The organism is Pseudoxanthomonas sp. P4_B2 (genome assembly GCF_056402315.1).
In genome coordinates this window covers 120,212-144,420 of record NZ_JBFUHQ010000001.1, presented here as the reverse complement: position 1 = coordinate 144,420, position 24,209 = coordinate 120,212, and the positions used below count along the sequence as shown (strand labels likewise).

Here is a 24,209-nt window from a genome sequence, read left to right as displayed (position 1 = left end):
ATACGGGCCGTGATCGCGCAGGCATCCGTTGACATACCACCGCGCAATCCGGAGAATGCGCGCCCTGCACCTGCCCAGGTGGCGGAATTGGTAGACGCACTAGCTTCAGGTGCTAGCGGGGGCAACTTCGTGGAGGTTCGAGTCCTCTTCTGGGCACCAAGGTAAAAAGCAAAACCCTCGCGCAAGCGGGGGTTTTTGCTTTTGGGGCGTCTTGAGCCTGCGGCGCGACGGGTAGAATCATCGTCACGATTCACCGATTGCACCGGAACAATGACCGAAACCATCCGCCCCACCTTCCACGGCTTCGAACAGATCCCCCTGCGCGAATACGCCGAACGCGCCTATCTCGACTATTCGATGTATGTGGTCCTGGACCGCGCCCTGCCTTTCATCGGCGACGGCCTGAAGCCGGTGCAACGACGCATCATCTACGCCATGAGCGAGCTGGGCCTCAATGCCACCGCCAAGCCCAAGAAATCCGCACGCACTGTGGGCGATGTGATCGGCAAGTTCCATCCCCACGGCGACAGCGCCTGCTACGAAGCGCTGGTGCTGATGGCGCAGCCCTTCTCGTACCGCTATCCGTTGATCGAGGGCCAGGGCAACTTCGGCTCGCCTGACGATCCCAAGTCGTTCGCGGCGATGCGCTACACCGAATCCAAACTGACCCCCATCGCCGAAGTGCTGTTGGGGGAACTGGGCCAGGGCACCGTGGACTGGACGCCCAACTTCGACGGCACCCTGCAGGAACCGACCTGGATGCCGGCGCGGTTGCCGCACTTGCTGTTGAACGGCACTACCGGCATCGCCGTCGGCATGGCCACCGATGTGCCGCCGCACAACCTCAACGAAATCGTCAGCGCCTGCATCCGTCTGCTAGACGACCCGCAAGCCACGGTCGCCGACCTGTGCGAACACGTGCGCGGTCCGGACTATCCGACCAGCGCCGAGATCATCACCCCGGTCGCCGACCTGCGCGCGATCTACGAGACCGGCAACGGCAGCGTACGCGCCCGCGCCACCTTCCTCAAGGAAGGCCAGAACATCGTCATCAACGCGCTGCCCTATCAGGTATCGCCGTCGAAGGTGATCGAGCAGATCGCCGCGCAGATGCGCGCCAAGAAACTGCCGTGGCTAGAAGATATCCGCGACGAATCCGACCATCTCAATCCGGTGCGCGTGAATCTGATCACCCGCTCCAACCGGGTCGATGCCGAACAACTGATGGGCCACCTGTTCGCCACCACCGATCTGGAGAAAAGCTACCGCGTCAATCTCAACATCATCGGTTTGGACGGCCGTCCGCAGGTCAAGAACCTGCGCACCCTGCTCACCGAGTGGCTGGTGTTCCGTACCGATACGGTCACTCGTCGCCTCAACCACCGACTGGAGAAGGTCGAGCGCCGCCTGCACCTGTTGGAAGGCTTGCTGGTCGCCTTCCTCAATTTGGATGAAGTAATCCACATCATCCGCACCGAAGACGAGCCCCGCGCTGCCTTGATCGCGCGCTTCCAGTTGAGCGAGGAACAGGCCGACTACATCCTCGACACGCGCCTGAAGCAACTGGCGCGCCTGGAGGAAATGAAGATCCGTGGCGAACAGGACGAACTGGACGCCGAACGCGACCGCCTGATGTCCACCCTCGCCTCCAAGGCCAAGCTGAAGAAGCTGATCAAGGACGAACTGCTGGCCGACGCGAAGAAGTTCGGCGACGCGCGCCGTTCTCCGCTGATCGCGCGCGAAGCGGCGCAGGCGCTGGACGAGACCGAACTGGTCGCCAGCGAACCGATGACCGTGGTGCTGTCGGAGAAAGGCTGGATCCGCGCGGCCAAAGGCCATGATGTGGATGCCGCCGGCATGTCCTATCGCGATGGCGACAGTCTGATGGCCGCGGTGCGCGGCCGCAGCACGCAGCAGGTGGCCTTCCTCGACTCGGAAGGCCGCAGCTATTCCACCGCCACGCATACGCTGCCCTCGGCGCGCGGCAACGGCGAGCCGCTCACAGGCCGCTTCTCGCCCGCTTCCGGCGCCTCGTTCGTGGCCTTGGCGACGGGCGACAACGATTCGCGTTTCGTACTGGCCTCCTCGCACGGTTACGGTTTCGTCACCCGCTTCGAGAATCTCACCGGCCGCCAGAAGGCCGGCAAGGTGATGCTGAACCTTTCCACTGGCGCAAGAGTGTTGCAGCCGGCGCAGACCGCCAATCCATCGGCCGATCGCATCGTCGCCGTCACCAGTGCCGGGCATCTGCTCGCCTTCGCCCTATCGGATCTGCCGGAACTCGACAAAGGCAAAGGCAACAAGATCATCGAGATACCGAAAGCCAAGCTGGGTACCGAACGCGTGGTCGCCGTCGCGGCGGTGTCGCCGGGCGGCACGCTGCTGGTGAAGAGCGGACAGCGCACGATGACACTGTCGTTCAAGGATCTTGACGAGTACGTCGGTGCGCGGGCTTCTCGTGGCGGTTTGTTGCCGCGAGGTTGGCAAAAGGTAGACGGTCTGGCCGTCGAGTAACGACAATCCAGGAGTTCCGTAGGAGCGAACGGAGGTGGAGTGATGGAGCACGATTTCTGGCAGCAGCGCTGGCAGGAAGGCCGGATCGGTTTCCACCAGGACGAAGTGACGCCGCTGCTGCGGGAATACTGGCCGACGTTGGCGCTACCTGCGAGAAGTCGGGTATTCGTTCCTCTGGCCGGCAAGACCCTGGATATGTCGTGGCTGGCCGCGCAAGGACATCGAGTATTGGGAGTTGAGCTGTCGCAGATCGCAGTCGAGCAGTTCTTCGAGGAACACGGACTGACGCCGACGCTCCGCGAATCCCGTTATGGCGTGCATCACCTCGCGGGTGGAGTGGAACTCATCTGCGGCGATGCTTTCGCGCTCGATGCGGATCTGCTCTCCGATTGCGAGAGCGTGTTCGATCGAGCGGCGCTGATCGCATTGCCGCCCGAGTTGAGGCGACGCTACGCCAGCGAACTCTACGCGCGCCTGCCGGCCGGGTGTCGCGGCCTGATGATCACGCTGGAGTATCCCCAGCAAGAAAAGGAGGGGCCGCCGTTCTCGGTCAATGAAGAAGAAGTGCGGGCGTTGTATATCGGCCATTGGCGCATCGAACTCCTTGAGCGCCGCGACATCCTGGCTGCGCAACCGGGATTCGTCGCCGAGGGGGTAACCCGGCTGGCGACCGTGGCCTATCGCTTCGAGCGGAATCCGTAATAACCGGCGTACTTGGTCGTGACACGTGCCGCTCCTACAATGGGGCCACGCATACCGGGGAAACCGCATGATCCGTTGGCTGAAGCGTATCGCTCTGCTCTTGCTCGTGCTTGTCGTTCTCGTCTTCGCCATCGGCTGGTGGTTGCTGCACGGCAGCCTGCCGAAGCTCAAGGGCGAACTTGCGCTCCCCGGTCTGACCGCACCGGTCAGCATCCAGCGCGACGCGCTGGGCGTGGTCACCATCGATGCCGCCAACGAAACCGACATGGCGCGCGCATTGGGATACGTGCACGCACAGGAACGCTATTTCGAGATGGACCTGATGCGCCGCACTTCGGCCGGCGAGCTTTCGGAGTTGTTCGGACCCATTGCACTGAAGCTGGACAAGGAGCGCCGCGTGCATCGCATGCGTGCACGGGTGATGGCCAACCTGGACGACTTCGCCGGCGACAAGCGTGCGCAACTGCAGGCATATACCGATGGCGTGAATGCCGGCCTGGACGGCCTGACGGTCAGACCATGGCCGTATCTGCTGCTGCGCCAGCAGCCGCGACGCTGGGAGCTGGCCGATTCCGCCTTGACCGCCTATGCGATGTACTTCGACCTACAGGATTCGCAGAACACACGGGAGCTGGCGCTATGGAGAATAAAGAACACGGTTCCGCCCGCGCTGTACGCGTTGCTGACCCATGACGGCACCGAATGGGATGCCCCTTTGTTCGGCGACTCGCGCGGCAATGCCGTACTGCCCGGCGCCGATGCCGTCGATTTGACCAAGCTGCCCATGCCGGCAACCAAAGATCTGGTTCCGTTGGCCGAAAAAGGTACGCCGGGCAGTAATAACTGGGCCGTGGCGGGCGCACTGACCGCCGATGGCCGCGCCATCGTCGCCGACGACATGCACCTCGGCCTGCGCGCGCCCAATATCTGGTTCCGCGCACGCTTGCGTTATCCGGACGCCCGTGCGTCCGGCGGCAAAGTGGATATCTCTGGGTTCACGCTGCCCGGCTTCCCAGCAGTCGTGGTCGGCAGCAACGGCCATGTTGCCTGGGGTTTCACCAACAGTTACGGCGACTGGGCCGATTGGGCCGAACTGCCGGCGTGCCGGGCGGGCACACAAGGCTGCATGGAGCGCACGGATTTTCACGAAAGCATCAAGCTCGCCGGTGCGGCGCCTGTCGATTTCGTGGTCCGCGAGACGGCCTGGGGTCCGATATTGCACGAATCGAAAAACGGCACCGCTCTGGCGCTGCGCTGGACACCGCAGTTGCCGGGGTCGCTGCGGGTTTCGTTCACCGACCTCGCCGTCGCCCGCAATATCGCCGGTGCGTTTTCCGTCGCGGACGCTTCGGGCATTCCCGCACAGAATTTCACCGTGGCCGATTCCAGCGGCCACATCGGCTGGCGTGTGATCGGTGGATTCCCGAAACGCGATCCTGGCTGTCTGGCCACAACGCCCGAACAGCATGTCGTCCTTCCCGGCATGCCCATTTCCACTACCGCCACTCGAGCCGATGCCGGCGTCGCCGGCGCGCCAGCCACCTGCTCGCCATGGATGACGGACGCTGCGGCCTCCCCGCGCTTGATCGACCCGCCTTCCAATCGCTTGTGGACCGCCAACAACCGCACCATGGACGAGGCGGGCTTGAAGCTTGCCGGCGATGGGGGCTACGCACTGGGCGCGCGGGCCAAGCAGATTCGCGACGATCTTTTTTCCCGCGATCGCTTCTCTGAAAAAGATCTGCTGGCGATCCAGTTGGACGACCGCGCGGTGTTCCTGCAGCGCTGGTGGGCCTTGCTCCAAAAAGAGAGCGAACGCGACAAAACCCCGGCACTGGGCGCGTTGGCCAAGGCTGCGGATCACTGGGAAGGACGCGCCAGCACCGATTCGGTCAGTTACCGCATAGTCCGTGCCTGGCGGCTGGCCGTGCATGCCCGCATCGCCGACGGTTTGACCGCCCCCGCACAGGCCGCGCTTGGCGAAGATTTCATCATGCCCGACCTGCCTCAGCTGGAGGGCGTGGTCTGGCCCTTGCTGACCGAGCGCCCCGCTAACCTGTTGTCGCGCCGCTTCACCAGTTGGGAGGCGTTGCTGGAAGACGCAGCACGCCAGGTCCACGACGACCTGTCCGCGCAAGGGCCGCTGGAACAACGCACCTGGGGCGAACGCAACACCGCGAAAATCTGCCATCCGCTGGCCAACGCCTTGCCCGCGATGCTCAAGCCCACGCTGTGCATGCCCGCAGACCCACTGCACGGCGACGGCGCGATGCCGCGCGTGCAAGGCCCCTCATTCGGTGCCAGCGAGCGCATGGTGGTATCGCCCGGCCATGAAGCCGACGGCATCATCCATATGCCGGGCGGCCAGAGCGGCAATCCGCTATCGCCGTTCTGGGGCGCAGGGCATGAAGACTGGGTGCATGGACGGCCGACTCCGTTCCTGCCGGGGAAGGCTGAGTACACGCTGAGGTTGAAGCCGTAGCGCTGTTCCTTCTCCCACCGGCGCCCGAAGGGAGAAGGAAAGCCTCACAGCGCCGCGTTATGCACCCCTGCAATCGCCCGGCCGGAAGGATCCGCAGCACTGGCGAAGCTCGCATCCCATGCGATGGCCGCAGGCGACGAACAGGCGATCGACTTGCCTCCTGGCACCGTCTCCGCCGCCGCAGGGCCGGGATAGAATTCCTCGAACAAGCTGCGGTAGTAGTAAGCCTCCTTGGTTAACGGCGAATTGATCGGAAAGCGCTTGGCCGCGGCGGCCAGTTCGCGATCGCTGACCTGCGCCTCGGCATGCGCCTTCAATCCATCGATCCAGCCGTAGCCCACGCCGTCGCTGAACTGCTCCTTCTGCCGCCATAGGATCGAGTCCGGAAGATAGCCTTCGAAAGCCTCGCGCAACACCGCTTTCTCCATGCGCCGCGTCCCGGCCCCGCTCTTGTCGACCATCTTCGCCTGCGCATCCATCCTCATCGCCACGTCCATGAATTCCACGTCCAGGAACGGCACCCGCGGCTCCACGCCCCAAGCCATCATCGACTTGTTGGCGCGCAGGCAATCGTAGTTGTAGAGCGCATCCAGTTTGCGCACCAGCTCTTCATGGAATTCGCGCGCGTTCGGCGCCTTGTGGAAGTACAGGTAGCCGCCGAAGATCTCGTCGGAACCTTCGCCCGACAGCACCATTTTCACGCCCATCGCCTTGATCCGCCGCGCCAGCAGGTACATCGGCGTGGACGCGCGGATGGTGGTGACGTCGTAGGTCTCGATATGGCGGATCACTTCCGGCAACGCATCCAGCCCTTCCTCGAAGGTATATTCGAAGCCGTGATGCACGGTGCCCAGAGCCGCCGCCGCGACTTCCGCCGCCGCCAGGTCCGGCGAACCCTTCAAGCCGATGGCGAAGGAATGCAGGCGCGGCCACCATGCTTCGGCCTTGTCGTCTTCCTCGATGCGATGGCGTGCGTAACGTGCCGCGACCGCCGCTACCAGCGACGAATCCAACCCGCCGGACAACAGCACACCATAGGGAACATCGGTCATCAGCTGACGATGCACGGCGCGCTCGAAAGCTTCTCGCAACTCCTGTTTCGACACTTCCACGCCCTGCGTCGCATCGTAATCGCGCCAGGGCTTGAGGTAGTAACGGGTGAGTTCGCCGGTCTTGCTGTCGTAGTAGTGGCCCGGCGGGAACTGCGTCACGTCGGCGCACAGGCCGCTGATCGCTTTCATCTCCGAAGCCACGCACAGACGGCCTTCGCGATCGTGGCCCCAGTACAGCGGACACACGCCCATCGGGTCGCGCGCGATCAGCGCGCGGCCCGCGACCTTGTCCCACAACGCGAACGCGAAGATGCCATTGAGCCGGTTGAGGAAGGATGCGGGTTCGTCCTCGCGATACAGCGCATTGATGACTTCGCAGTCCGAACCGGTCAGGAACTCGTACGGCTGCTCCAATTCCTTCTTCAGTTCGCGATGGTTGTAGATCTCGCCGTTCACCGCCAATGCCAGTTCGCCGTCGGCCGACCGCAGCGGTTGCGAGCCGCCAGCCGGATCCACGATGGCCAGGCGCTCGTGCACCAGGATCGCGCTTTCGTCGGTATAGACGCCGCTCCAGTCGGGACCGCGATGGCGCTGGCGTTGCGAAAGTTCCAAGGCTTGCCGTCGCAAGCCTTGCAGGTCGTCGCCCGATTGCAGGCCGAAAATACCGAAGATGGAACACATGTGGAACTCCGTGGGGTCTGTTTTTGAAAGGTGGAAAGTAAAAAACCCGCATCTCACGATGCGGGTTTCCTGTTGATTCGGCTTGTTCCTCTTCGCCTAGTCGCAGACCCGCATTGGCCGCGCACGATTATTCGTCCGCGCAATATTGCGGCGGTTGGAATTGGTGCGGGTGGTAGCGGCGGAACAAGGCATGGATCGAAACTAACCGGTTTGAGGGGTGGCTGGCAAGCGTCTTGCTCTAGATTGGATTGGTTACGACAGCAACAATCGCTCGATCAGCTGCCGGTACAACGCGGGCAACGCCTCCAGATCGGCAACGGAGACGTTCTCGTCCACCTTGTGGATGCTGGCGTTGACCGGGCCGACCTCGATGCACTGGGCGCCCAGCGGCGCGATGAATCGCGCGTCGGAAGTGCCTCCGGCGGTACTTTCCTCCGGAGCGGCGCCCGCGAACTCACCTAACACCTCGCGCGCGACGGCACGCAGGCGGCCTTCGGGCGTGTAGAAAGGTTCGCCGCCCCGGTGCCAGTGCATGTCGTACTCAAGGCCATGTTTGTCGAGCACGGCACCGATCTCGGTTTCCAGCTGCGCCGCATTCCAATTCGGGTTGTAGCGCAGGTTGAACAGGATCTTGGCTTCGCCCGGAATCACGTTGTTGGCGCCGGTGCCGGCATTGAAGTTGGAAATCTGCAGACTGGTCGGCGGGAAGGTTTCGTAGCCATCGTCCCAGCGGCGCGCGGCGAGTTCCGCCAGCGCGGGCAATGCCTGGTGGATGGGATTGCGCGCCTTGTCCGGGTAAGCGACGTGGCCTTGCACGCCTTTCACCGTCAGCGTTGCGGAAAGGGTGCCACGCCTGCCCACGCGCAACAGATCGCCGAGTTTACGAGTGGAGGACGGCTCGCCGGTAATGCACCAGTCGATGACCTGCTTGCGCTCGCGAAAAGCCTCAGCCACACGGCGAACACCATCGATGGCGTCGCCCTCCTCGTCGGAAGTCAGCAACAAGGCCACCGTGCCTGCGTGGTCGGGATGGGCGGCGGCGAACTGTTCCAGCGCGATCACGAAGGCGGCCACGCTGCCCTTCATGTCCGCCGCGCCACGACCGTACAACACGCCATCGCGGATCGTCGGCTGAAACGGATCGCTGGCCCAATCCTCGACCGGCCCAGACGGCACCACGTCGGTGTGGCCGAGCAGCACGAGCACTGGCGATCCGCTGCCATGGGTGGCCCACAGATTGTCTACTTCGCCAAAGCGCAGGCGTTCGCAGGCGAAACCGGCAAGCTGCAATCGCGCAGCGATCAGATCCTGGCAACCCTCATCGCGCGGCGTCACCGAGCTTCGACGGATCAACTCGCTGGTCAGCGCAAGAACGTCGGTCATTTACCGATACCGAAGCGCTGCTTGAAACCATTATCGCTGAACCCTTGCGTCATCGTCCCATCCTCCGTAACTACCACGGGGCGGCGGATCAACTGCGGGTATTCCCGCAGCAACAGCTTCCATTCAGCGTCGGACCCCGGCGTCTTACGGCTTTCGGGCAGTTGACGCCATGTGGTCGAGGATTTGTTGATCAGCGCATCCCAGCCGCCAGCTTGCTTCGACCATTCCAGCAGGGTCTCCGGGGTGCGCTTATCGTCGCGGTAGTCGACGAACGAATACGCCACGCCGAAGCGATCCAGCCACTTGGTGGCTTTCTTGCAGGTGTCGCAGTTTTTCAGGCCGTAAAGCGTCGTCGCCATAGAAATTCTTCCGTACTTGATTCGAGCCCCTCTCCCATCGGGAGAGGGGCTTGGGTGAGGGTGCGGTGGAGCCTTCGTCGGTTCAGGCGCTGCAGATTCCGCCGTACCCTCATCCGGCGCTCCGCGCCACCTTCTCCCGATGGGAGAAGGGAAAAACCTAGTCCGCCAACCCGCGCAGCAACTCGTTGATCGAAGTCTTGGAACGCGTCCTCTCATCGACTTGCTTAACGATCACCGCACAGTACAGCGAATGCGAACCGTCCTCGGCCGGCAACGATCCAGACACCACCACACTCCCCGGCGGCACATAGCCGTAAGAGACTTCACGGGTAGCGCGGTTGTAGATTCGCGTCGACTGGCCCAAGAACACACCCATGCCGATCACGCTGTGATGGCCGACAACCACGCCCTCCACCACTTCCGAACGCGCACCGACGAAGCAGTGATCCTCGATGATGGTGGGGGAAGCCTGCAAGGGTTCCAGCACGCCGCCGATGCCGACGCCGCCGGACAAATGGCAGTGCTTGCCGATCTGCGCGCACGAACCCACGGTGGCCCAGGTATCGACCATGGTGCCCTCGCCGACGTGCGCGCCAATGTTGACGAAGCTCGGCATCAGCACCACGTCCTTGCCGATGAACGTCCCGCGTCGGGCCACCGCGCCCGGTACGACCCGTACGCCCGCATCGCGAAAACGAGCCGCATCGTAGCCGGCGAAGCGAGACTCAACCTTGTCCCAGAACGGCGCCGGCTGCGCGTCGATCACCGCCATGTCGTTGACGCGGAAGTACAGCAGCACCGCTTTCTTCAGCCACTCGTTGACCTTCCATTTGCCGCCGTCGCCCGGCTCGGCGACGCGGAAAACGCCTGACTCCAGGCCGCCGATCACCTGCTCCACCGCTGGCTTCACGGAGGTTTCGATCTCGCCCGCGGCCAGATCGGCGCGACGTTCGAACGCGTCGTCGATGAGAGTTCTCAGTGTTGCGTCGTCATGGATCTGCTTGGTCATCTGCTTCCTGTCTTTCTCGATCAAGGTAGGTTTTCGAAGCTGGCGCGCAACGCATCGCGCAGGGCCTGCTGGGTCTGGTCGTCGAGCGGCTCGCCATTCGCGTCGGTGATCTGGAACAAGTCCTCGGCCCGCTCGCCGAAAGTGGCGATACGCGCGTCGTGCACGTTGAGTCGCTGCGCGCGTAGCACCTGGGCCACATCCGAGAGCAGACCAGGACGATCGGGCGCTACCAGACTCAGCAAAGTGCGACGCCCATCGGGCGTGGCTCCGAACTCGATCTTCGGAGCGAAGCGGAAATGCTTGAGCTGTCGCGGCACCGCGCGGCGAGAAGTACGCACCTTTTCCAGCGGACCGTCCAGCGCGTTGCCGAGGCCGGCTTCGACCTCCGCCGGATCAGAACTGGCGTAGCTGTCCGCAGGCAGCACTTCGAAAGTATCGAAGATGGTGCCATGCGGACCGTCGAGTACGCGCGCCTGATGGATGCCGAAACCCATGCGATCCAGCGTCGCCAGGATGGCCGCGAACAAACCGCTGCGATCCGGCGAATGCACGAAGACTTCCAGCGCGTTGCCGTCGTCGGCGATACGGCGCGCACGCACCCGGGTTTCGCCGGGAGCCACGTTGCGAAGCGCGCTGGCCTGCCAAGCGATCTGTTCGGGACGGAAACGCAGGAAGCCTTCCTCCGGCATGATCGCGAACAAAGCGTCCGCAGTAGCCGCGTCGAAACCCTGCACCGCCATCAGCGCACGTGCCGATTCGCGCGCCTCTTCCATCCGTGCATCGGCCGCTACCGGTTGTTCGAGCCCTTCGCGCAATACCCGGCGCGTGGCGAAGTACAGGTCGGCGAGCAATCGGTCCTTCCACGCATTCCACAATTTTGGGCTGGTGCCGGCGATATCGGCGCAGGTCAGCAGATACAGATAGTCCAGGCGTTCGCGGTCTCCAACCAGCGTGGCGAAACGGTGGATCACCTCCGCGTCGGAGATGTCCTGCTTCTGCGCGGTGATCGACATGCGCAGATGCTGTTCCACCAGCCAGGCGATCAGCGAGGTGTCGCCTTCGCTGATCCGGTGCGCCGCGCAGAATTCGCGCGCATCGACGGCACCGAGTTCGGAGTGGTCGCCGCCACGGCCCTTGGCGATATCGTGGAAAAGACCGGCGAGCAGCAACAGCTCCGGTTTGCGCAACCGAGGCCAGACTTCATGGGCAATGGAGAAACGCTCGTCGGCGCGGCCCGACGAGAACGCGGCGATATTACGCAGCACCATCAGCGTGTGCTGATCGACCGTGTAGACGTGGAACAGGTCGAACTGCATGCGTCCCGACACTCGCGCGAAGGCCGGGATCCATTGTCCGAGCACCCCGAGCCGCGCCATGCGGGTCAGCGTTTCGACTGCGCGCGGCGCGCGCAGCAAAGCCATGAAATCGGCGCACTGGGCAGCGGTGGCGACTTCGAACGCAGGCAACCGGGTCAGCGATTCCGCCAACGCGCGGGCAGTGCGCGAGTGTAGTCCTCTTACTTCCGGATGCGCCGCCCACATGGCGAAGAGCGCGAATACCTGGGAGATGTCGGCCTGCGGCCAGGCCGGATCGCGGGCGGCCAGATAACCGCGGCGCAACGCAAAAAAATCGTCCAGCGGCTCGGGCAGCGCTTCGCCGTCGAACTGTTCTTCGAATCGCTGCAGCAGGCGGTCGCTGACGCGACGCACGATGGCCGCGCTGCGGTAGAAACCCTGCATCATCTTCTCGACGCCCAAGGTTTCCTCGTCGTCGGCGAAACCCAGGCGTTCGGCCAGGGTCTTCTGGTAGTCGAAGCGCAGGCGCTCTTCCGGGCGACCTGCAACCAGATGCAGGCCGTAGCGCAGGCGTCCGAGCGCGCGGCGTTCGCGTGCCAGCGCGGCGGCTTCGTCGGGACCGACATGACTCAGGCCGATCAGCGGCTCCAGTTCGCGCACGCCAAAAGTGCGCAGCGCCATCCAGCCCAAGGTGTGCAGATCGCGCAAGCCGCCCGGACCGTCCTTGATGTTGGGCTCGAGGTTCTCCGAGGTGTCGCCGAAGCGCGCGTGGCGCATGCGCTGCTCTTCGCGCTTGGCTACGAAGAAATCGCGCGGCGGCCACACCTGCTGCGGGGAAATCGCCGCCGCCAGCGTCGCCTGCGCCGCTGCATCGGCGCATAGCGCACGCCATTCGATCAGTGCGGTGAGTACGGTTTGGTCGGAAGCGGCTTCGGTGCACTGAGCGAGCGAACGTACCGCATGGCTGACCGGCAAACCGGCATCCCAAAGCATCGCGAAGAAACGGGACAGCGAAGCGTGCTGCGCTTGCTGGGCTTCGGTATCGGCAAGTACCAATAGATCGATATCGGATTGCGGAAAGAGCTCGCCGCGTCCGTAGCCGCCGACTGCGAACAAGGCCAGCGGTACGTCAGCGGGGATACAACGCGTCCAGGCTTCCTTCAGAAGATGATCGGCTGCCCTTGCGCGCAACGCGACCAGGCGGTCGACCTCGTCGCCCTGATCAAAACGCTTCGCAAGTTTGGCATCTGAAGCGTTCAGCGTTGCGCGCGCGCGCGCCGACCACGCGACATCGCTTTCGCTATCCGGCGGCCGCGTCCCAGTCTCTTTCGCGGTAGCCGTGGTGCTCACAGATCGTTGTCGTCGCCCGGTACCCGGGTCAGTATCTCCACGCCGTCCTCGGTCACCGCCACGGTGTGTTCCCATTGCGCGGAGAGCTTGCGATCTTTGGTGACCACGGTCCAGCCGTCGGGCAACAGCCGCGTGTAGCGCGTGCCCTCGTTGATCATCGGCTCGATGGTGAAGGTCATGCCGGGCTTGAGCACCACGCCATCGCCGGGCCGGCCATAGTGCAGCACCTGCGGTTCGTCGTGGTAGACCTTACCGATGCCGTGACCGCAATACTCGCGCACCACGCTGAAGCGCTGCGATTCGGCGTATTCCTGGATGGCGTGCCCGACATCCCCAAGCGTGGCACCGGGCTTGACCGTGCGTATGCCGCGGAACATGGCTTCGCGGGTGGTTTCCACCAACCGTTTGGCCATGACCGAAGGGGTACCCACGTAGTACATGCGGCTGGTGTCGCCATGCCAGCCGTCCTTGATCACGGTGACATCGATGTTGACGGTATCGCCATCCTTCAGGACTTTGCCCTCGCTGGGCATGCCATGGCAGATGACGTTATTGACCGAGGTGCAGACCGTGAACGGGAATGGGATGCGTCCGTGGCCGCCGCCGTAGCCGACATTGGCCGGAATGGCGTGCTGTACGTTGACGATATGGTCGTGGCAGACCCGGTCCAGTTCGGCGGTGGTCACGCCAGGTTTCACGTACGGGGCGACAACCTGGAGCACTTCGGCGGCCAGACGGCCGGCGACGCGCATGTGCTCGATGTCTTCGGGGGTTTTGAGGGTAATGGCCATGTCTGGATTATCGCCGATTTCACCGCATGCCTGAATGGGGCACGGATCGCCGGGCGGAGAACCGGCGGCACGAAGTGGCCGAAGCGAGTCCGACCACGCGGGGCGAAAATGACTGGGACTTAGTCAAATAGTGACAAATCCTGCAGATTTTATCTGTCCGAACCGCAATTTCAGACGTGAATCACCGCTGGCTGGCCCGCGATGGCAGTACAAGTAGGATCGCACTTTGATTGGGTCAGGCGTCTTGCAGAAGTTGGCACGCATTCTGCTTATTACCCCTTATCCGGCAACCGAGCCGGCGTTTTCACCAATCGCTCGATAACTTGCCGGAGTTACAAACCCAATGAACTTCCTCAAATCCGCCCTGCTTACCTCCGCCCTGGTCGCCGCTGGCGTAACCCCGGCTTTCGCTGCCGACACCACTACTTTCAACGTCAAGATCATCATCCTCAAAGCCTGCACGATCACGGCCGCGGCCGCGACCGACGTCGATTTCGGATCGGTGGCTTCCACCGCCACCGCCAATACGGATGCGCAAGGCAGTGTGACCGCCAATTGCACCCCGCTGACGCCTTACACCATCGCCCTCAACGCGGGCGTCAATGCCGGCACCGCGAACGACGTCACCACCCGCCGCATGAAGAACATCGACGCCGCCGTACTGACCAACAATTTCGTCGCCTACCAGTTGTATCGCGATGCCGGCCGCTCGCTGATATGGGGCAGCACTACCGGCACCAATACCCTTGCCGGCACAGGCACCGGCCTGAACCAGCCATACCCGGTCTACGGCCGTGTGGCGGACCCCAGCGCCAACAGCGCTGGCGCCGGCTCATACCTTGATACTGTCACCGCCACCATTACCTATTGAGCGGATACAGCATGACTAAGCATCGCAGCCCAGGTGATCGTTGTCGGGCTGCGATTTTTTTTGCCACGCTTCTGGCGTCCGCGAGCCCGGCCGGCGCCGCCAGCCTCCAGGTCGCACCCACTTCATTGACCTTGCAGGCGCAGCAGAACGCCGATGGCCTGTGGCTGAGCAACAGCGGCGATGCTCCGGTACAGGTACAACTGCGCGTATTCCGCTGGACCCAGGCGAACGGCAAGGAGCTGCTGGAGCCGACACGCGATCTGGTGATCAGTCCTCCCATGCAGACCCTCCCTGCCGGCGAACGCCAACTGGTGCGTCTGGTACGCACGAAGCCTATTCCTCCGGCCTCGGAAACGAGCTATCGGGTGATCGTCGACGAACTGCCCGCGCCCAATAAGGAACAACAGGGACTACAGTTCGTCCTGCGCTATTCGGTACCTGTTTTCATTTTGCCGGAAACGACGACACCCATCGCACCCGCGCTGCGCACGCGATTGGTCGAAGGGGAAGACGGCTTAGCCGCGATCGAAATCGAAAACAATGGCAGCGAGCATGCGCAGATCGCGGATCTGGTCTTTACCGAGGCCTCCGACAAGCAGGACGTCGTCATTCCAGGACTTGTCGGTTATGTCCTCCCCGGGCAGCGTATGCGCTGGTCGCTGAAATCACCCGTTTCTCGCTTCGCGGGCGGCGCCTTCAAGGCGAGGATAAACAGTAGGCCTGTCGAACAGTCGTTGCCACTGGTTCCAGGTGCGCACTGACGCCTTGTTCTTGGCGACCATCCTTGTGGCAGGCGCTACGATGGCAGCCGAAGCCGTGGCCGCCGACCAAGAGCTTGCCCTACTTGCCGAAGCCGCGCCTTCTGCGGATACCGCCGATGGCCAGGAGCTCTATCTAGAAGTCACCTTGAACCAGACTGGATCCGGTCGCCTGGCGCGTTTCCTGCTGCGTGATGGGAAACTGCTGGCCAGCGTGGAAACCTTGCGGCAGTTGGGCTTCGCCCTCCCCGCACGGAATCCCGAAGAAATCGTTTCGCTGGAAAGTCTGCCCGGATTGGTGGTTCGCTACGACGCCGCGTTGCAGCGGGTTAGCCTGGACGCGCCGCTGTCGCTGCTGGCGCTGGAAACCACGATGCTGAACGCCCCGATGCGCGCCAGCACACGAGCCAGCGCTTCTCCCGGGGCGTTGCTGAATTACGATCTCTACGCCAGCCACCAGAGCAATGCGAGCAACCTCACGGCGACGGCGGAGTTGCGTATTTTCGGCATCGGCGCGGGCGTCTTCAGCAACACGGCGGTGACGCGCGCCTACCGCATCGATGACGGCAATGGCCACGATGATGGCTGGCGCGGAGAAACCGTGCGGCTCGACAGTAACTGGCAGTTATCGTTCCCAGAATCGGCGACAAGCCTTACCGTCGGCGACACCTTCAGCGGATTCCTCAACTGGACCCGCGCGGTACGCTTGGGCGGCGTTCAGATCGGACGAAACTTCAGCTTGCAGCCCTACCGGATCACCACACCGCTGCCTGCGTTTCTGGGCGAAGTAGCCGTACCTTCGGCGGTTGATCTGTATGTGAATGGCATCAGGCAATACAGCGGCGAAGTTCCGGCCGGACCCTTCCAGTTGGCCACTGTGCCGGGCGTCAGCGGCATGGGTAATGCGCAGATTGTCGTTACCGACGCGTTCGGCCGTGTCCGCACCTTGAACTTTCCTTTCTACGCCACCCAGCAACTGCTGGCCAAGGGCCTGTCGGACTGGTCGTTGAGCGCCGGCATGGTCCGTGAAGACTATGGCCTGCGTTCTTTTTCGTACGCCAACGATCCGGTCGCCAGCGGCAATCTACGTTACGGCGTCAGCGACCGATTCACCTTGGAAACCCACGCCGAAGGCGGCGGCGGATTGGTCAATGCCGGCGCCGGCGGTTTGTGGATATTAGGGCGCGCCGGGGTCGTCAGCGCCGCTCACGCGCGTAGCACGCTCGACGGCCTGCGCGGATCACAGACAGCCATTGGCTACAACTGGAATAGCGGTCGTTTCAACTTCTCGATCGACAGCCAGCGGACCAGCGATGAGTATCGGGACATCGCATCGCTGTATGGACCCTTGCCGGCACGCATCAGCGAGCGCGGTTTGGCAGGCATAACCCTGCGTCGATTGGGCAACCTCAGCCTGAGCTACCTCCGACTGCAGTACCCGGAAACCGAGATGAGCCGCTATGTCGGCGCTTATTGGTCGCAAAGCTTCGCCAGCGGTTGGTCGGCCAATTTGTCGTTCAACCAAAATCCGGACCGCCGCAGCGACCGCAGTCTGTATTTGAGCGTCGCGGTGGCGTTGGACGGCGACCGGCAACTCAATACTTCCCTGCAACGCAACGGCGACCGAGACAATGGCACCGTGGATATCTCACGTCCTGTTCCCGGCGACGGCGATCGTGGCGGGTACGGCTGGCGCCTTCAGGTGCGCGACGGCGATGACGGAGCCGGCGGTCTAGCCGAAGTGGGCTGGTTCAATAATGCGGGCCGCTATGGTGCGGGCGTTGCGAGCTACGGCAGTGAGAGTTACGGCTATGCCAGCGCCAGCGGCAGTCTGGTCTGGATGGGCGGACATCCGTTCGCCGCGCGCAATATCGGCGACGCCTTCGCGGTAGTGTCTACCGACGGGATCGCAGGAGTGCCGGTGCAACTGGAAAACCGCCCAATCGGCTACACCGACGCCCGTGGCATGCTGCTGGTCACGCCGCTGCAGTCCTGGCAGCGCAACAAGCTGTCGATCGATCCGATGGACCTGCCCGTGAACATGCGTATCGATCAGGTCGAGTTGCTGGCGACACCCCGTCAACGCTCCGGTACCCGGGTACGTTTTGGCATCACTCCGGTGCATGCGGCGACGGTGGTGCTGCACGACACTTCCGGCGAGCCGCTGCCGCTCGGCAGCAGCGTCGGTGTAAATGGCGCGAGCGATGCTGCAAGTTCGATCGGCTATGACGGCGAAATTTATCTGGACGCGCTAGACACGCATAACGTGCTGCGCGTGCGGATGCCGGAAGGCGTCTGCGTCTCAAGCTTCGATTACCCCGCCATCAGTAATAACATTCCGCGCATCGGGCCGTTGATCTGCATCAAGGAGTCGTCGCCATGAGCCAGCTTTGCGCCCGCCTGTTGCTGCTGGTCTTGCTGTTGGCTGCATGCGCGGCGTGCATCTCAACCGCGAAGGCGACGACGACCTGCACTGCGACCGCGCCCAATGTCGCCTTCGGCACCGTATCGGTCACCGGCACGACGGATGTCTCCGCCACCTTCACCGTGACCTGCACCACGGGCGGCTTGATCGTGCTGGGCAACGCCAAAGTCAGAATGTGCCTGAACATCCGCGACGGACTCAGCGGCGGTGGCAACTTCACCCCGCGCAGGATGCTCAACGCCACCAGCGATTCCCTGCAGTTCCAGTTGTACACCGATGCGGCGCGGAGTCAGATCTGGGGATTTCGCGGTAGCCCGACCGTACCGAATCCCCTGCTCAGCGACTTCGACTATTCGGTGCCGGTGCTGGGTGGTAGCCAAATGCAAACGTTCACGATCTACGGTCGGGTTCCCAGCCAGATTTTTGTCGCAGGCATCTATAGCAACGTGTTTTCCGGCATCCACACATCGATCGAATACCGATACGACGAAAACACACTTTCCCCTGCTACCTATCCGGCCTCCTGCGCCTCGGGCGGTAGCGTCGGCGTCGCGAGCACGTTTCCATTCACCGCGTCGGCCACAGTGCCCTCGAATTGCCGCGCCTATACCACCACCGACCTGGATTTCGGCAGCATTCCCGGTCTGATCACTACCAATACCGATCAAATCTCGACGATCGGCATGACTTGCACCGGGCGTACTGCCTGGAATGTCGGCCTCAACAATGGCCAGAACCCGAGCGGCAACGTCCGGCGCATGCGGCTCGGGGCGACCAGCAACTACGTCGCCTACGAGCTCTATACCAATCCAGGACGCACCATCCGTTGGGGCAATACGATCAATACCGACACCATCCCGGGCACCGGAACCGGCACAGCGCAATCGCTGACGGTCTACGGGCGCGTACCGGCCCCGCAGACGGTGCCGTCCGGCAGCTACAGCGACATCATTACCGTCACCGTGACCTACTGAGGGTACTGAGCCCGCCGCTTCGGACGCCTAGGAAGCACGGCTGCCAAGCCCTATTTCCTGCGTTTGCGGCCAAACACGCCCGCAGGCTATAATTCCGCGGCTTTGTCGGGCCCGACCCGCAAGACCGCCCATGCCGGGCGACACCGGCAAATACACACCTGCTGCCACAGCCCGTGCCGGGGTGCCTCAAGATTCCTTTGGAATCAAGGGGTTCGGACACGGAAGCCGCAGGGAGGCCCAACCCCGGAACCATTTGCCCTCACAGGCAGCCCGCCATTACCCAAAACCGGCGGCCGGTTCCTTATCAGGAGTTATCGCAATGCCCCAAGTCACCATGCGCCAGATGCTGGAAGCCGGCGTCCATTTCGGCCACCAGACCCGCTATTGGAACCCCAAGATGGCTCCGTACATCTTCGGCGCCCGCGGCAAGATCCACATCATCAACCTCGAGAAGACCGTTCCGCTGTTCGCCGACGCGATGAACTTCATCTCGGGCATCGCCCAGAGGCGCGGTATCGTCTTGTTCCTCGGCACCAAGCGCAGTGCGCGCGAGCCGATGAAGGAAGAAGCCATCCGTAGCGGCCAGCCGTACATGACCCAGCGCTGGCTGGGCGGCACCCTGACCAACTTCGCCACGGTGAAGAAGTCGGTGGCGCGCCTGAAGGAACTGGAAGCCGGCGAAACCGACGGCACCTTCGACAAGCTGGTCAAGCACGAAGTGCTGGGCCTGCGCCGCGAGCGCGAGAAGCTGTTCGCATCGCTGGGCGGCATCAAGGATATGAATCGCCTGCCCGATGCGCTGTTCGTGATCGACATCGGCCATGAAGACATCGCCATTAAGGAAGCCAAGAAGCTCGGCATCCCGGTGATCGCCGTGGTCGACAGCAACTACGATCCGGCCCTGGTCGACTACCCGATCCCGGGCAACGACGACGCCATCCGCGCCGTGCAGCTGTACGCTCGCGCCGCTGCCGACGCCGTGCTGGAAGGCAAGGCCGCCGCTCCCAATTCCGCCTCCGTGCGCGAAGAAGAGTTCGTCGAGCTGGGCGCCGATGGCAAGCCGGCCAACAAGGGTCCGCGCGGCCGCGCGCCGGCCAAGAAGGCAGCTCCCGCCGCCGAAGGTCTGGCCCGCGCCGAGGCAGAAGTCGCCGAGAACGAAGCGACCGACAAAGAAGCCGCCGAGTAATCACGGCGCAATGCAGCCGCGCCACGATGCGCGGCTGCATCTACACATAGGCGGGCCCGGCTCGCCATTGTTTCAACGATGGCCGGCTTCGAATTGGCCGGCTATTTCATAACGGCGGGCCTGGGCCCGCCCTACGCATATCGAGGTAATTCCGTGGAAATCACAGCTTCCCTGGTCAAGGAACTGCGCGAGCGCACCGGCGCCGGCATGATGGAGTGCAAGAAGGCGCTCACCGAAAATAGCGGCGACATCGACGTCTCCGCCGAGTGGCTGCGCAAGCAGGGCCTGGCCAAGGCCGATAAGAAGGCCGACCGTGTCGCCGCCGAAGGCCGCATCGCCGTGGCGCAGGCCGACGGCAAGGCCGTGTTGGTCGAAATCAACTCCGAAACCGACTTTGTCGCCAAGGACACCAACTTCCTGACCTTCGCCGACTCGGTAGCCCAGGCCGCGCTGTCTTCCGGCGCCGCCGATGCCGAAGCGCTGAAGGCGGCCAAGGTCGCTTCCGGTGGGACCGTGGAGGAATCACGCGCCGCTGCGATCGCCAAGCTCGGTGAGAACATCTTGATCCGTCGTCTGGCCCGCGTGGATAGCGCCAACAACGTCGCTGCATATGTACACGGCGGCCGTATCGGCGTGCTGGTCGAATTGAAGGGCGGCGATGCCGAACTGGCGCGCGGCCTGGCCATGCACGTGGCGGCGATGAACCCGCCCTACGTCAAGGCGAGCGACGTGCCGGCCGAGTTCGTGGCCAAGGAAAAGGAAATCGAACTGGCCAAGATGACCGACAAGGACAAGGCCAAGCCGGCCGACATCCTCGAGAAGATCATCGGCGGCAAGATCGCCAAGATCGTCAACGAAGTGACCCTGTACGGCCAGCCTTACGTGCTGGACACCAACCAGAACGTCGAAGCCGTGCTGAAGGCCGCCGGCGCCGAAGTGGTCGGTTTCCAGCGCCTGGCCGTCGGCGAAGGCATCGAGAAGGTGGTGGAAGATTACGCCGCCGAAGTGATGAAGCAGGCCGGTCTGGCCTGATCCGCTTCGCTACACGCGAATCAGAAAAGCCCGCAAGCGATTGCGGGCTTTTTCTTTATGCTTGCCTCTACGCGCCAAGCCAACGCCGGGCTCATTCGCCCAGTCGATGCCGCAAGGGTTGCAACCAGGCCTCATAAGCGCGCCATTTTGGCGTCTCCCGTACCTGGATTCCTCCGCGCACCTGCACGGCGCTGGCGGTGACGATACCGCGCGTGCGTGACTGCAGCTCCAGCATCGAAGGTTCGAAAGTTATCCCGATGAACTCGCAGACCCGCCGGATCTCACTCTCGGGTTCGCGGGTCAAACGTGCGTAATCGACATCGAGGATCCGTCCCCGGTAGCGCGCATGCCAATGCACCATCAGCCGGCGATATTCGCCGAAGAAGTCCGCCAGCTCGAGCTGGTCGTAACTGTAGGGATTGGCGTCGGAGAACAGCTCACGCAGGTTGGAAAAGCAAGTTTCCATGGGATCGCGGACCATGTGCAGGATCTTCGCTCCTGGCAGCGCCTCGCAGATGAAACCGAGGTTGAGGAAGTTGGAGGGCAGCTTGTCGATGAAGTGCCCTTCCCCGCGCAGCCGCCATGCCGTGCCACCCAGGTAACGCTCCCCTACCTCGCCGAAATCCACTTCCAACGCACGCTCGGCAATCGTCGCATCCATGACGCCCGCGCAATGGTGGTCGGTCGCGTAGCGCATCGCACTGGTGAAATCGTATAGCTCGCCCAGGCCCGCCACGTCGGAATGGCCGTCAAGCAACTGCTCCAGCAGCGTGGTCCCCGAACGATGCATGCCCAGGATGAAAACCGGCGTCGCCGCGCGCGGATCGGAATGCGGCGGCACTTCGATCCGCGGCTCGAAGCGCCGCAACGCGTCGAACATACGCGTGGTCTGCGCTTTGTCGTAGCGCAACAACGACCGCTTGCTGGCGCAACCCTGCTGCAGCGCGTCCCAAGCTTCGTCATGCCGGCCCAGGTCATCGAGCTCTTTGTGCAGGGCGAAAGCGAGCAAGGCCTGATCCTGCGGCGAGCGCTGTGGCGCCTGCAATTGAGCGCGTATCTGGTTGACGTGGTTGTCGTCCGCGAGCTGCCGGCGCACTTGCGATTGCAACCAGTAACCTTGCGCCAGATGCGGCGCGCGCTTGAGCACGCGCGCGAGATCTTGCCCAGCCTCCTCGAATCTGCCCAGGAACATCAGCACATGCGCACGTGAAAGCAAGGTCGGCGGATAGTCCGGGTCGCCGCGCCTGGCTTCATCGAGAAAAGCGATAGCCTCTCCGGGCAGGCCGGCATAAGTCAGCTGCGCGGCGATGGTGATCAACATGGGAATCGGAATGCGCGACATCGGCAGCAAACGCCGGATGCAGGCGGACATGACGGGGACCTCGTTGAAGGTCCGCAAGCGTGCCAGAAGCTCCTTCACTACTTCCGGCCGCTGGGGGATTTGCGCGGCGCCGGCTTGCAGTGCGTATGCATGCGCTGCGCGATAGTGGCCCGCCAAGGATTCCATATAGGACAGCTGCAACAGCAAGTCCGGATCGCCAGGCGATAACGCCAGCGCTTGTTGGTAGCAGGCAGCCGCACGCTCGAAGTCGCGCGCCACGGCATGGGATTGCGCGGTAGCCGACAGTTCCGCCACGCGCGCTGGGATAGGCTTCGCACTCATGTCGACGTCGCCGCGCCCGATTCCGATTCCAGCAAGGTCCGCAACGGTTCTAACTGCGCCGCGTACCGTTTCCAAGCGCCGATGCTGCGGTCATGGATAGGCGATCTGACTTGAGAACTGCTGGCCGTGGATACCGGCGCGGAGTTGGCCGTGATATCCAACATACCCGGCACCGGCTCCAGTCCACAGAACTCCAATATCTCGCTCAAGGTATCGCTGCCTTCACGGACCAGCGCCTCATAGCGGACGGCGTGCACCGAGTCAGGCGCAATGGACCGCCAGTGCCGCAAGAGCGCCGTGAATCCCTGATGGTGTGCCGCCAGGTCCTCCAGCGCATAGCTGTAGGGATAGGCGCCGCCTTCGAATATCTCCTTGAGGTTGGAGAAACAGGCGTCCATGGGATCCCGCTGCAGGCACAGGATGCGTGCGTGAGGCAAAGCGCGCAGGATGAGGCCGATATTGAAGAAATTCTGCGGGTTCTTGTCGATGAAGAAATGACTTCCGCCCGACAGTGACGCCACCCGATCGACGTAGAGCTGGCCGGCCATGGCGTAGTTCATGCCCTGTAGCTTCTGCCACTCCGATTCCTGCAAACCGCCCTGGTAGAAGTGATCGGATGCCTCGCTGATCGCCGCGTCGAAATCGTTGCGCTCCCCAACCGAAATGACGTCCGGATGGTTGCCGAGAATCCGGTCCAGCAGCGTCGTGCCGGTACGTGGCATGCCTACGATGAAGATCGGTGTCGGCTGGCCTTCCAGCGCATCGGGGCGGGGCTCGGAAACCGGAAGGTCTTGTCGCGACAATCGCTCGAACTGACGTGCCTCCGTCTGTCGGTCGTGGCGCAGCTTGTGGCGAACGATCGTGGCGCCCTCCTGCAGCGCGTTCCAGGCGCCTTGGATTTCGCCCAGGTCGTCCAGTTCCTTGAACAACGCGTGGAGCAAGTGCGCCTGTTCCAGTGAGCCGGCGGGATGATGGGTCAACGCCACGCTGATGCGCTGCACGCGCGAGCCTGCCGGCCGCGCTGCCTGGTGGTAGGCCAGCGTCCTGTGCACATGCGGGTCGTGCGGACTCAACTGAAGCGCGTACTCGTAGTGCTCGGTGGCTTCGCGCAATCTGCCCAACGAGCGCAGCACGTTGGCGCGGGTGTGGCTAAGCAGGGCATTGGGGCGCACCTTCTTGCCGGCCTGCGTCAGGAACTCCAGCGCCTCGGCGTGCTTTCCCACCAGCCATAAGTGCTGTGCGAGCACGGGAGCTTGCTTCATTACCTCGGGGTCGGCCCAATCGAGCGACAGGATCAACCGTGCCACTTCTCTATCTTCAGCGAACGACAGCAGGCGCAAGGTGACGAATCCCACGTCCTTGCCTGTTCGCGTGGCGGAAATGACCCGACCGGCCTGCATCGCATAGGCATGTGCGGCAACGTATTGATCGGCCACTTGTGCAAAACGGGAAAGGCGCAGCAGCGGCACCACTTGCATCGGCTCTATCGCCAGCATGGCCTCGTAGGCGTCCTTGGCGGCGGCGATGTCTCCCGCCGCCTCGTGGCGGCGTGCCTCGTTCCAATGGATCGACAGCGCTTCATTCATTGACAGGATTTGGTTACGGACTTGTGGCAAGCATATCCGCTGCACCCATGGATGGGCGGCTCAGGCGGCAAAAAAAGCGGCCGCCCGAAGGCGGCC

The 24,209-nt window shown here is 63.1% G+C and carries 17 protein-coding genes and 1 tRNA gene; 10 read left to right on the top strand and 8 right to left on the bottom strand.

All coding sequences use genetic code 11. The features are described 5' to 3' along the window. Window positions 1-72: 72 nt before the first annotated feature. The 4 genes from AC1DTQ_RS00590 (at window position 73) to AC1DTQ_RS00575 (ending at window position 5,698) form a co-directional block, all read left to right on the top strand. A tRNA-Leu gene (locus tag AC1DTQ_RS00590) sits at window positions 73-159 on the top strand. Between the two features lie 111 nt (window positions 160-270). Continuing rightward, complete coding sequence (gene parC / locus AC1DTQ_RS00585) at window positions 271-2,514, top strand: DNA topoisomerase IV subunit A (RefSeq protein ID WP_477847157.1); 2,244 nt, start codon at window positions 271-273, stop codon at window positions 2,512-2,514. Window positions 2,515-2,556: 42 nt separating this feature from the next. After that, the gene (locus tag AC1DTQ_RS00580; protein WP_477847155.1) at window positions 2,557-3,216 is read left to right on the top strand and encodes a thiopurine S-methyltransferase; all 660 of its coding nucleotides are present in this window, start codon (window positions 2,557-2,559) and stop codon (window positions 3,214-3,216) included. A gap of 67 nt (window positions 3,217-3,283) precedes the next feature. Further along, window positions 3,284-5,698 (top strand): penicillin acylase family protein, encoded by a 2,415-nt coding sequence (locus tag AC1DTQ_RS00575; protein WP_477847153.1) that lies wholly within the window; start codon window positions 3,284-3,286, stop codon window positions 5,696-5,698. A gap of 44 nt (window positions 5,699-5,742) precedes the next feature. On the opposite strand, the gene asnB is transcribed toward AC1DTQ_RS00575, so the two are convergent. The 6 genes from asnB to map form a co-directional block, all read right to left on the bottom strand. Then, window positions 5,743-7,431 carry an asparagine synthase B gene (asnB, locus tag AC1DTQ_RS00570; RefSeq protein ID WP_477847151.1) on the bottom strand — a complete coding sequence of 563 codons (1,689 nt, stop codon included), beginning with the start codon at window positions 7,429-7,431 and terminating at the stop codon, window positions 5,743-5,745. 252 nt (window positions 7,432-7,683) lie between these two features. After that, window positions 7,684-8,814, bottom strand: coding sequence for a succinyl-diaminopimelate desuccinylase (gene dapE, locus AC1DTQ_RS00565; RefSeq protein ID WP_477847149.1), 1,131 nt, complete (start codon window positions 8,812-8,814; stop codon window positions 7,684-7,686). Next, entirely contained in the window at window positions 8,811-9,173 is a 363-nt protein-coding gene (locus AC1DTQ_RS00560; RefSeq protein WP_477847147.1) for an arsenate reductase, read from the bottom strand. Before AC1DTQ_RS00560 ends, dapE begins: the two co-directional genes overlap by 4 nt. 157 nt (window positions 9,174-9,330) lie before the next feature. Further along, the gene (gene dapD, locus AC1DTQ_RS00555) at window positions 9,331-10,182 is read right to left on the bottom strand and encodes a 2,3,4,5-tetrahydropyridine-2,6-dicarboxylate N-succinyltransferase (protein ID WP_477847145.1); all 852 of its coding nucleotides are present in this window, start codon (window positions 10,180-10,182) and stop codon (window positions 9,331-9,333) included. Between the two features lie 20 nt (window positions 10,183-10,202). Further along, on the bottom strand, window positions 10,203-12,827 hold the full coding sequence (gene glnD, locus AC1DTQ_RS00550; protein WP_477847143.1) for a [protein-PII] uridylyltransferase: 2,625 nt from the start codon (window positions 12,825-12,827) through the stop codon (window positions 10,203-10,205). Continuing rightward, complete coding sequence (gene map / locus AC1DTQ_RS00545) at window positions 12,824-13,618, bottom strand: type I methionyl aminopeptidase (protein WP_477847141.1); 795 nt, start codon at window positions 13,616-13,618, stop codon at window positions 12,824-12,826. The genes glnD and map overlap by 4 nt, the downstream gene beginning before the upstream one ends. A 343-nt stretch (window positions 13,619-13,961) precedes the next feature. Between map and AC1DTQ_RS00540 the strand changes: the two genes are divergently transcribed. From AC1DTQ_RS00540 to tsf, 6 genes are all read left to right on the top strand, one after another. Next, the gene (locus AC1DTQ_RS00540) at window positions 13,962-14,489 is read left to right on the top strand and encodes a Csu type fimbrial protein (RefSeq protein WP_477847139.1); all 528 of its coding nucleotides are present in this window, start codon (window positions 13,962-13,964) and stop codon (window positions 14,487-14,489) included. A gap of 11 nt (window positions 14,490-14,500) precedes the next feature. Continuing rightward, window positions 14,501-15,250 (top strand): fimbrial biogenesis chaperone, encoded by a 750-nt coding sequence (locus tag AC1DTQ_RS00535; protein WP_477848334.1) that lies wholly within the window; start codon window positions 14,501-14,503, stop codon window positions 15,248-15,250. 40 nt (window positions 15,251-15,290) lie between these two features. Further along, the gene (locus AC1DTQ_RS00530) at window positions 15,291-17,630 is read left to right on the top strand and encodes a fimbria/pilus outer membrane usher protein (RefSeq protein ID WP_477847137.1); all 2,340 of its coding nucleotides are present in this window, start codon (window positions 15,291-15,293) and stop codon (window positions 17,628-17,630) included. After that, the gene (locus AC1DTQ_RS00525; RefSeq protein WP_477847135.1) at window positions 17,627-18,646 is read left to right on the top strand and encodes a Csu type fimbrial protein; all 1,020 of its coding nucleotides are present in this window, start codon (window positions 17,627-17,629) and stop codon (window positions 18,644-18,646) included. Before AC1DTQ_RS00530 ends, AC1DTQ_RS00525 begins: the two co-directional genes overlap by 4 nt. A 319-nt stretch (window positions 18,647-18,965) precedes the next feature. Then, window positions 18,966-19,832: a 30S ribosomal protein S2 gene (gene rpsB, locus AC1DTQ_RS00520; RefSeq protein WP_477847133.1), complete on the top strand. Its 867-nt coding sequence runs from the start codon at window positions 18,966-18,968 to the stop codon at window positions 19,830-19,832. A gap of 153 nt (window positions 19,833-19,985) precedes the next feature. Next, window positions 19,986-20,864, top strand: a complete 879-nt coding sequence (tsf, locus tag AC1DTQ_RS00515) for a translation elongation factor Ts (RefSeq protein WP_477847131.1) — start codon at window positions 19,986-19,988, stop codon at window positions 20,862-20,864. 91 nt (window positions 20,865-20,955) lie between these two features. On the opposite strand, the gene AC1DTQ_RS00510 is transcribed toward tsf, so the two are convergent. Together AC1DTQ_RS00510 and AC1DTQ_RS00505 are read right to left on the bottom strand one after the other, a co-directional pair. Further along, window positions 20,956-22,527 carry a tetratricopeptide repeat-containing sulfotransferase family protein gene (locus AC1DTQ_RS00510; protein ID WP_477847129.1) on the bottom strand — a complete coding sequence of 524 codons (1,572 nt, stop codon included), beginning with the start codon at window positions 22,525-22,527 and terminating at the stop codon, window positions 20,956-20,958. After that, on the bottom strand, window positions 22,524-24,113 hold the full coding sequence (locus tag AC1DTQ_RS00505; RefSeq protein WP_477847127.1) for a tetratricopeptide repeat-containing sulfotransferase family protein: 1,590 nt from the start codon (window positions 24,111-24,113) through the stop codon (window positions 22,524-22,526). The genes AC1DTQ_RS00510 and AC1DTQ_RS00505 overlap by 4 nt, the downstream gene beginning before the upstream one ends. Window positions 24,114-24,209 lie beyond the last annotated feature (96 nt).

Bases quoted from the DNA above. Each gene is read 5' to 3' on its own strand.
- parC (WP_477847157.1), top strand. From the start codon at position 271: ATGACCGAAACCATCCGCCCCACCTTCCACGGCTTCGAACAGATCCCC.
- AC1DTQ_RS00580 (WP_477847155.1), top strand. From the start codon at position 2,557: ATGGAGCACGATTTCTGGCAGCAGCGCTGGCAGGAAGGCCGGATCGGT.
- AC1DTQ_RS00575 (WP_477847153.1), top strand. From the start codon at position 3,284: ATGATCCGTTGGCTGAAGCGTATCGCTCTGCTCTTGCTCGTGCTTGTC.
- asnB (WP_477847151.1), bottom strand. From the start codon at position 7,431: ATGTGTTCCATCTTCGGTATTTTCGGCCTGCAATCGGGCGACGACCTG.
- dapE (WP_477847149.1), bottom strand. From the start codon at position 8,814: ATGACCGACGTTCTTGCGCTGACCAGCGAGTTGATCCGTCGAAGCTCG.
- AC1DTQ_RS00560 (WP_477847147.1), bottom strand. From the start codon at position 9,173: ATGGCGACGACGCTTTACGGCCTGAAAAACTGCGACACCTGCAAGAAA.
- dapD (WP_477847145.1), bottom strand. From the start codon at position 10,182: ATGACCAAGCAGATCCATGACGACGCAACACTGAGAACTCTCATCGAC.
- map (WP_477847141.1), bottom strand. From the start codon at position 13,618: ATGGCCATTACCCTCAAAACCCCCGAAGACATCGAGCACATGCGCGTC.
- AC1DTQ_RS00540 (WP_477847139.1), top strand. From the start codon at position 13,962: ATGAACTTCCTCAAATCCGCCCTGCTTACCTCCGCCCTGGTCGCCGCT.
- AC1DTQ_RS00535 (WP_477848334.1), top strand. From the start codon at position 14,501: ATGACTAAGCATCGCAGCCCAGGTGATCGTTGTCGGGCTGCGATTTTT.
- AC1DTQ_RS00530 (WP_477847137.1), top strand. From the start codon at position 15,291: ATGGCAGCCGAAGCCGTGGCCGCCGACCAAGAGCTTGCCCTACTTGCC.
- AC1DTQ_RS00525 (WP_477847135.1), top strand. From the start codon at position 17,627: ATGAGCCAGCTTTGCGCCCGCCTGTTGCTGCTGGTCTTGCTGTTGGCT.
- rpsB (WP_477847133.1), top strand. From the start codon at position 18,966: ATGCCCCAAGTCACCATGCGCCAGATGCTGGAAGCCGGCGTCCATTTC.
- AC1DTQ_RS00510 (WP_477847129.1), bottom strand. From the start codon at position 22,527: ATGAGTGCGAAGCCTATCCCAGCGCGCGTGGCGGAACTGTCGGCTACC.
- AC1DTQ_RS00505 (WP_477847127.1), bottom strand. From the start codon at position 24,113: ATGAATGAAGCGCTGTCGATCCATTGGAACGAGGCACGCCGCCACGAG.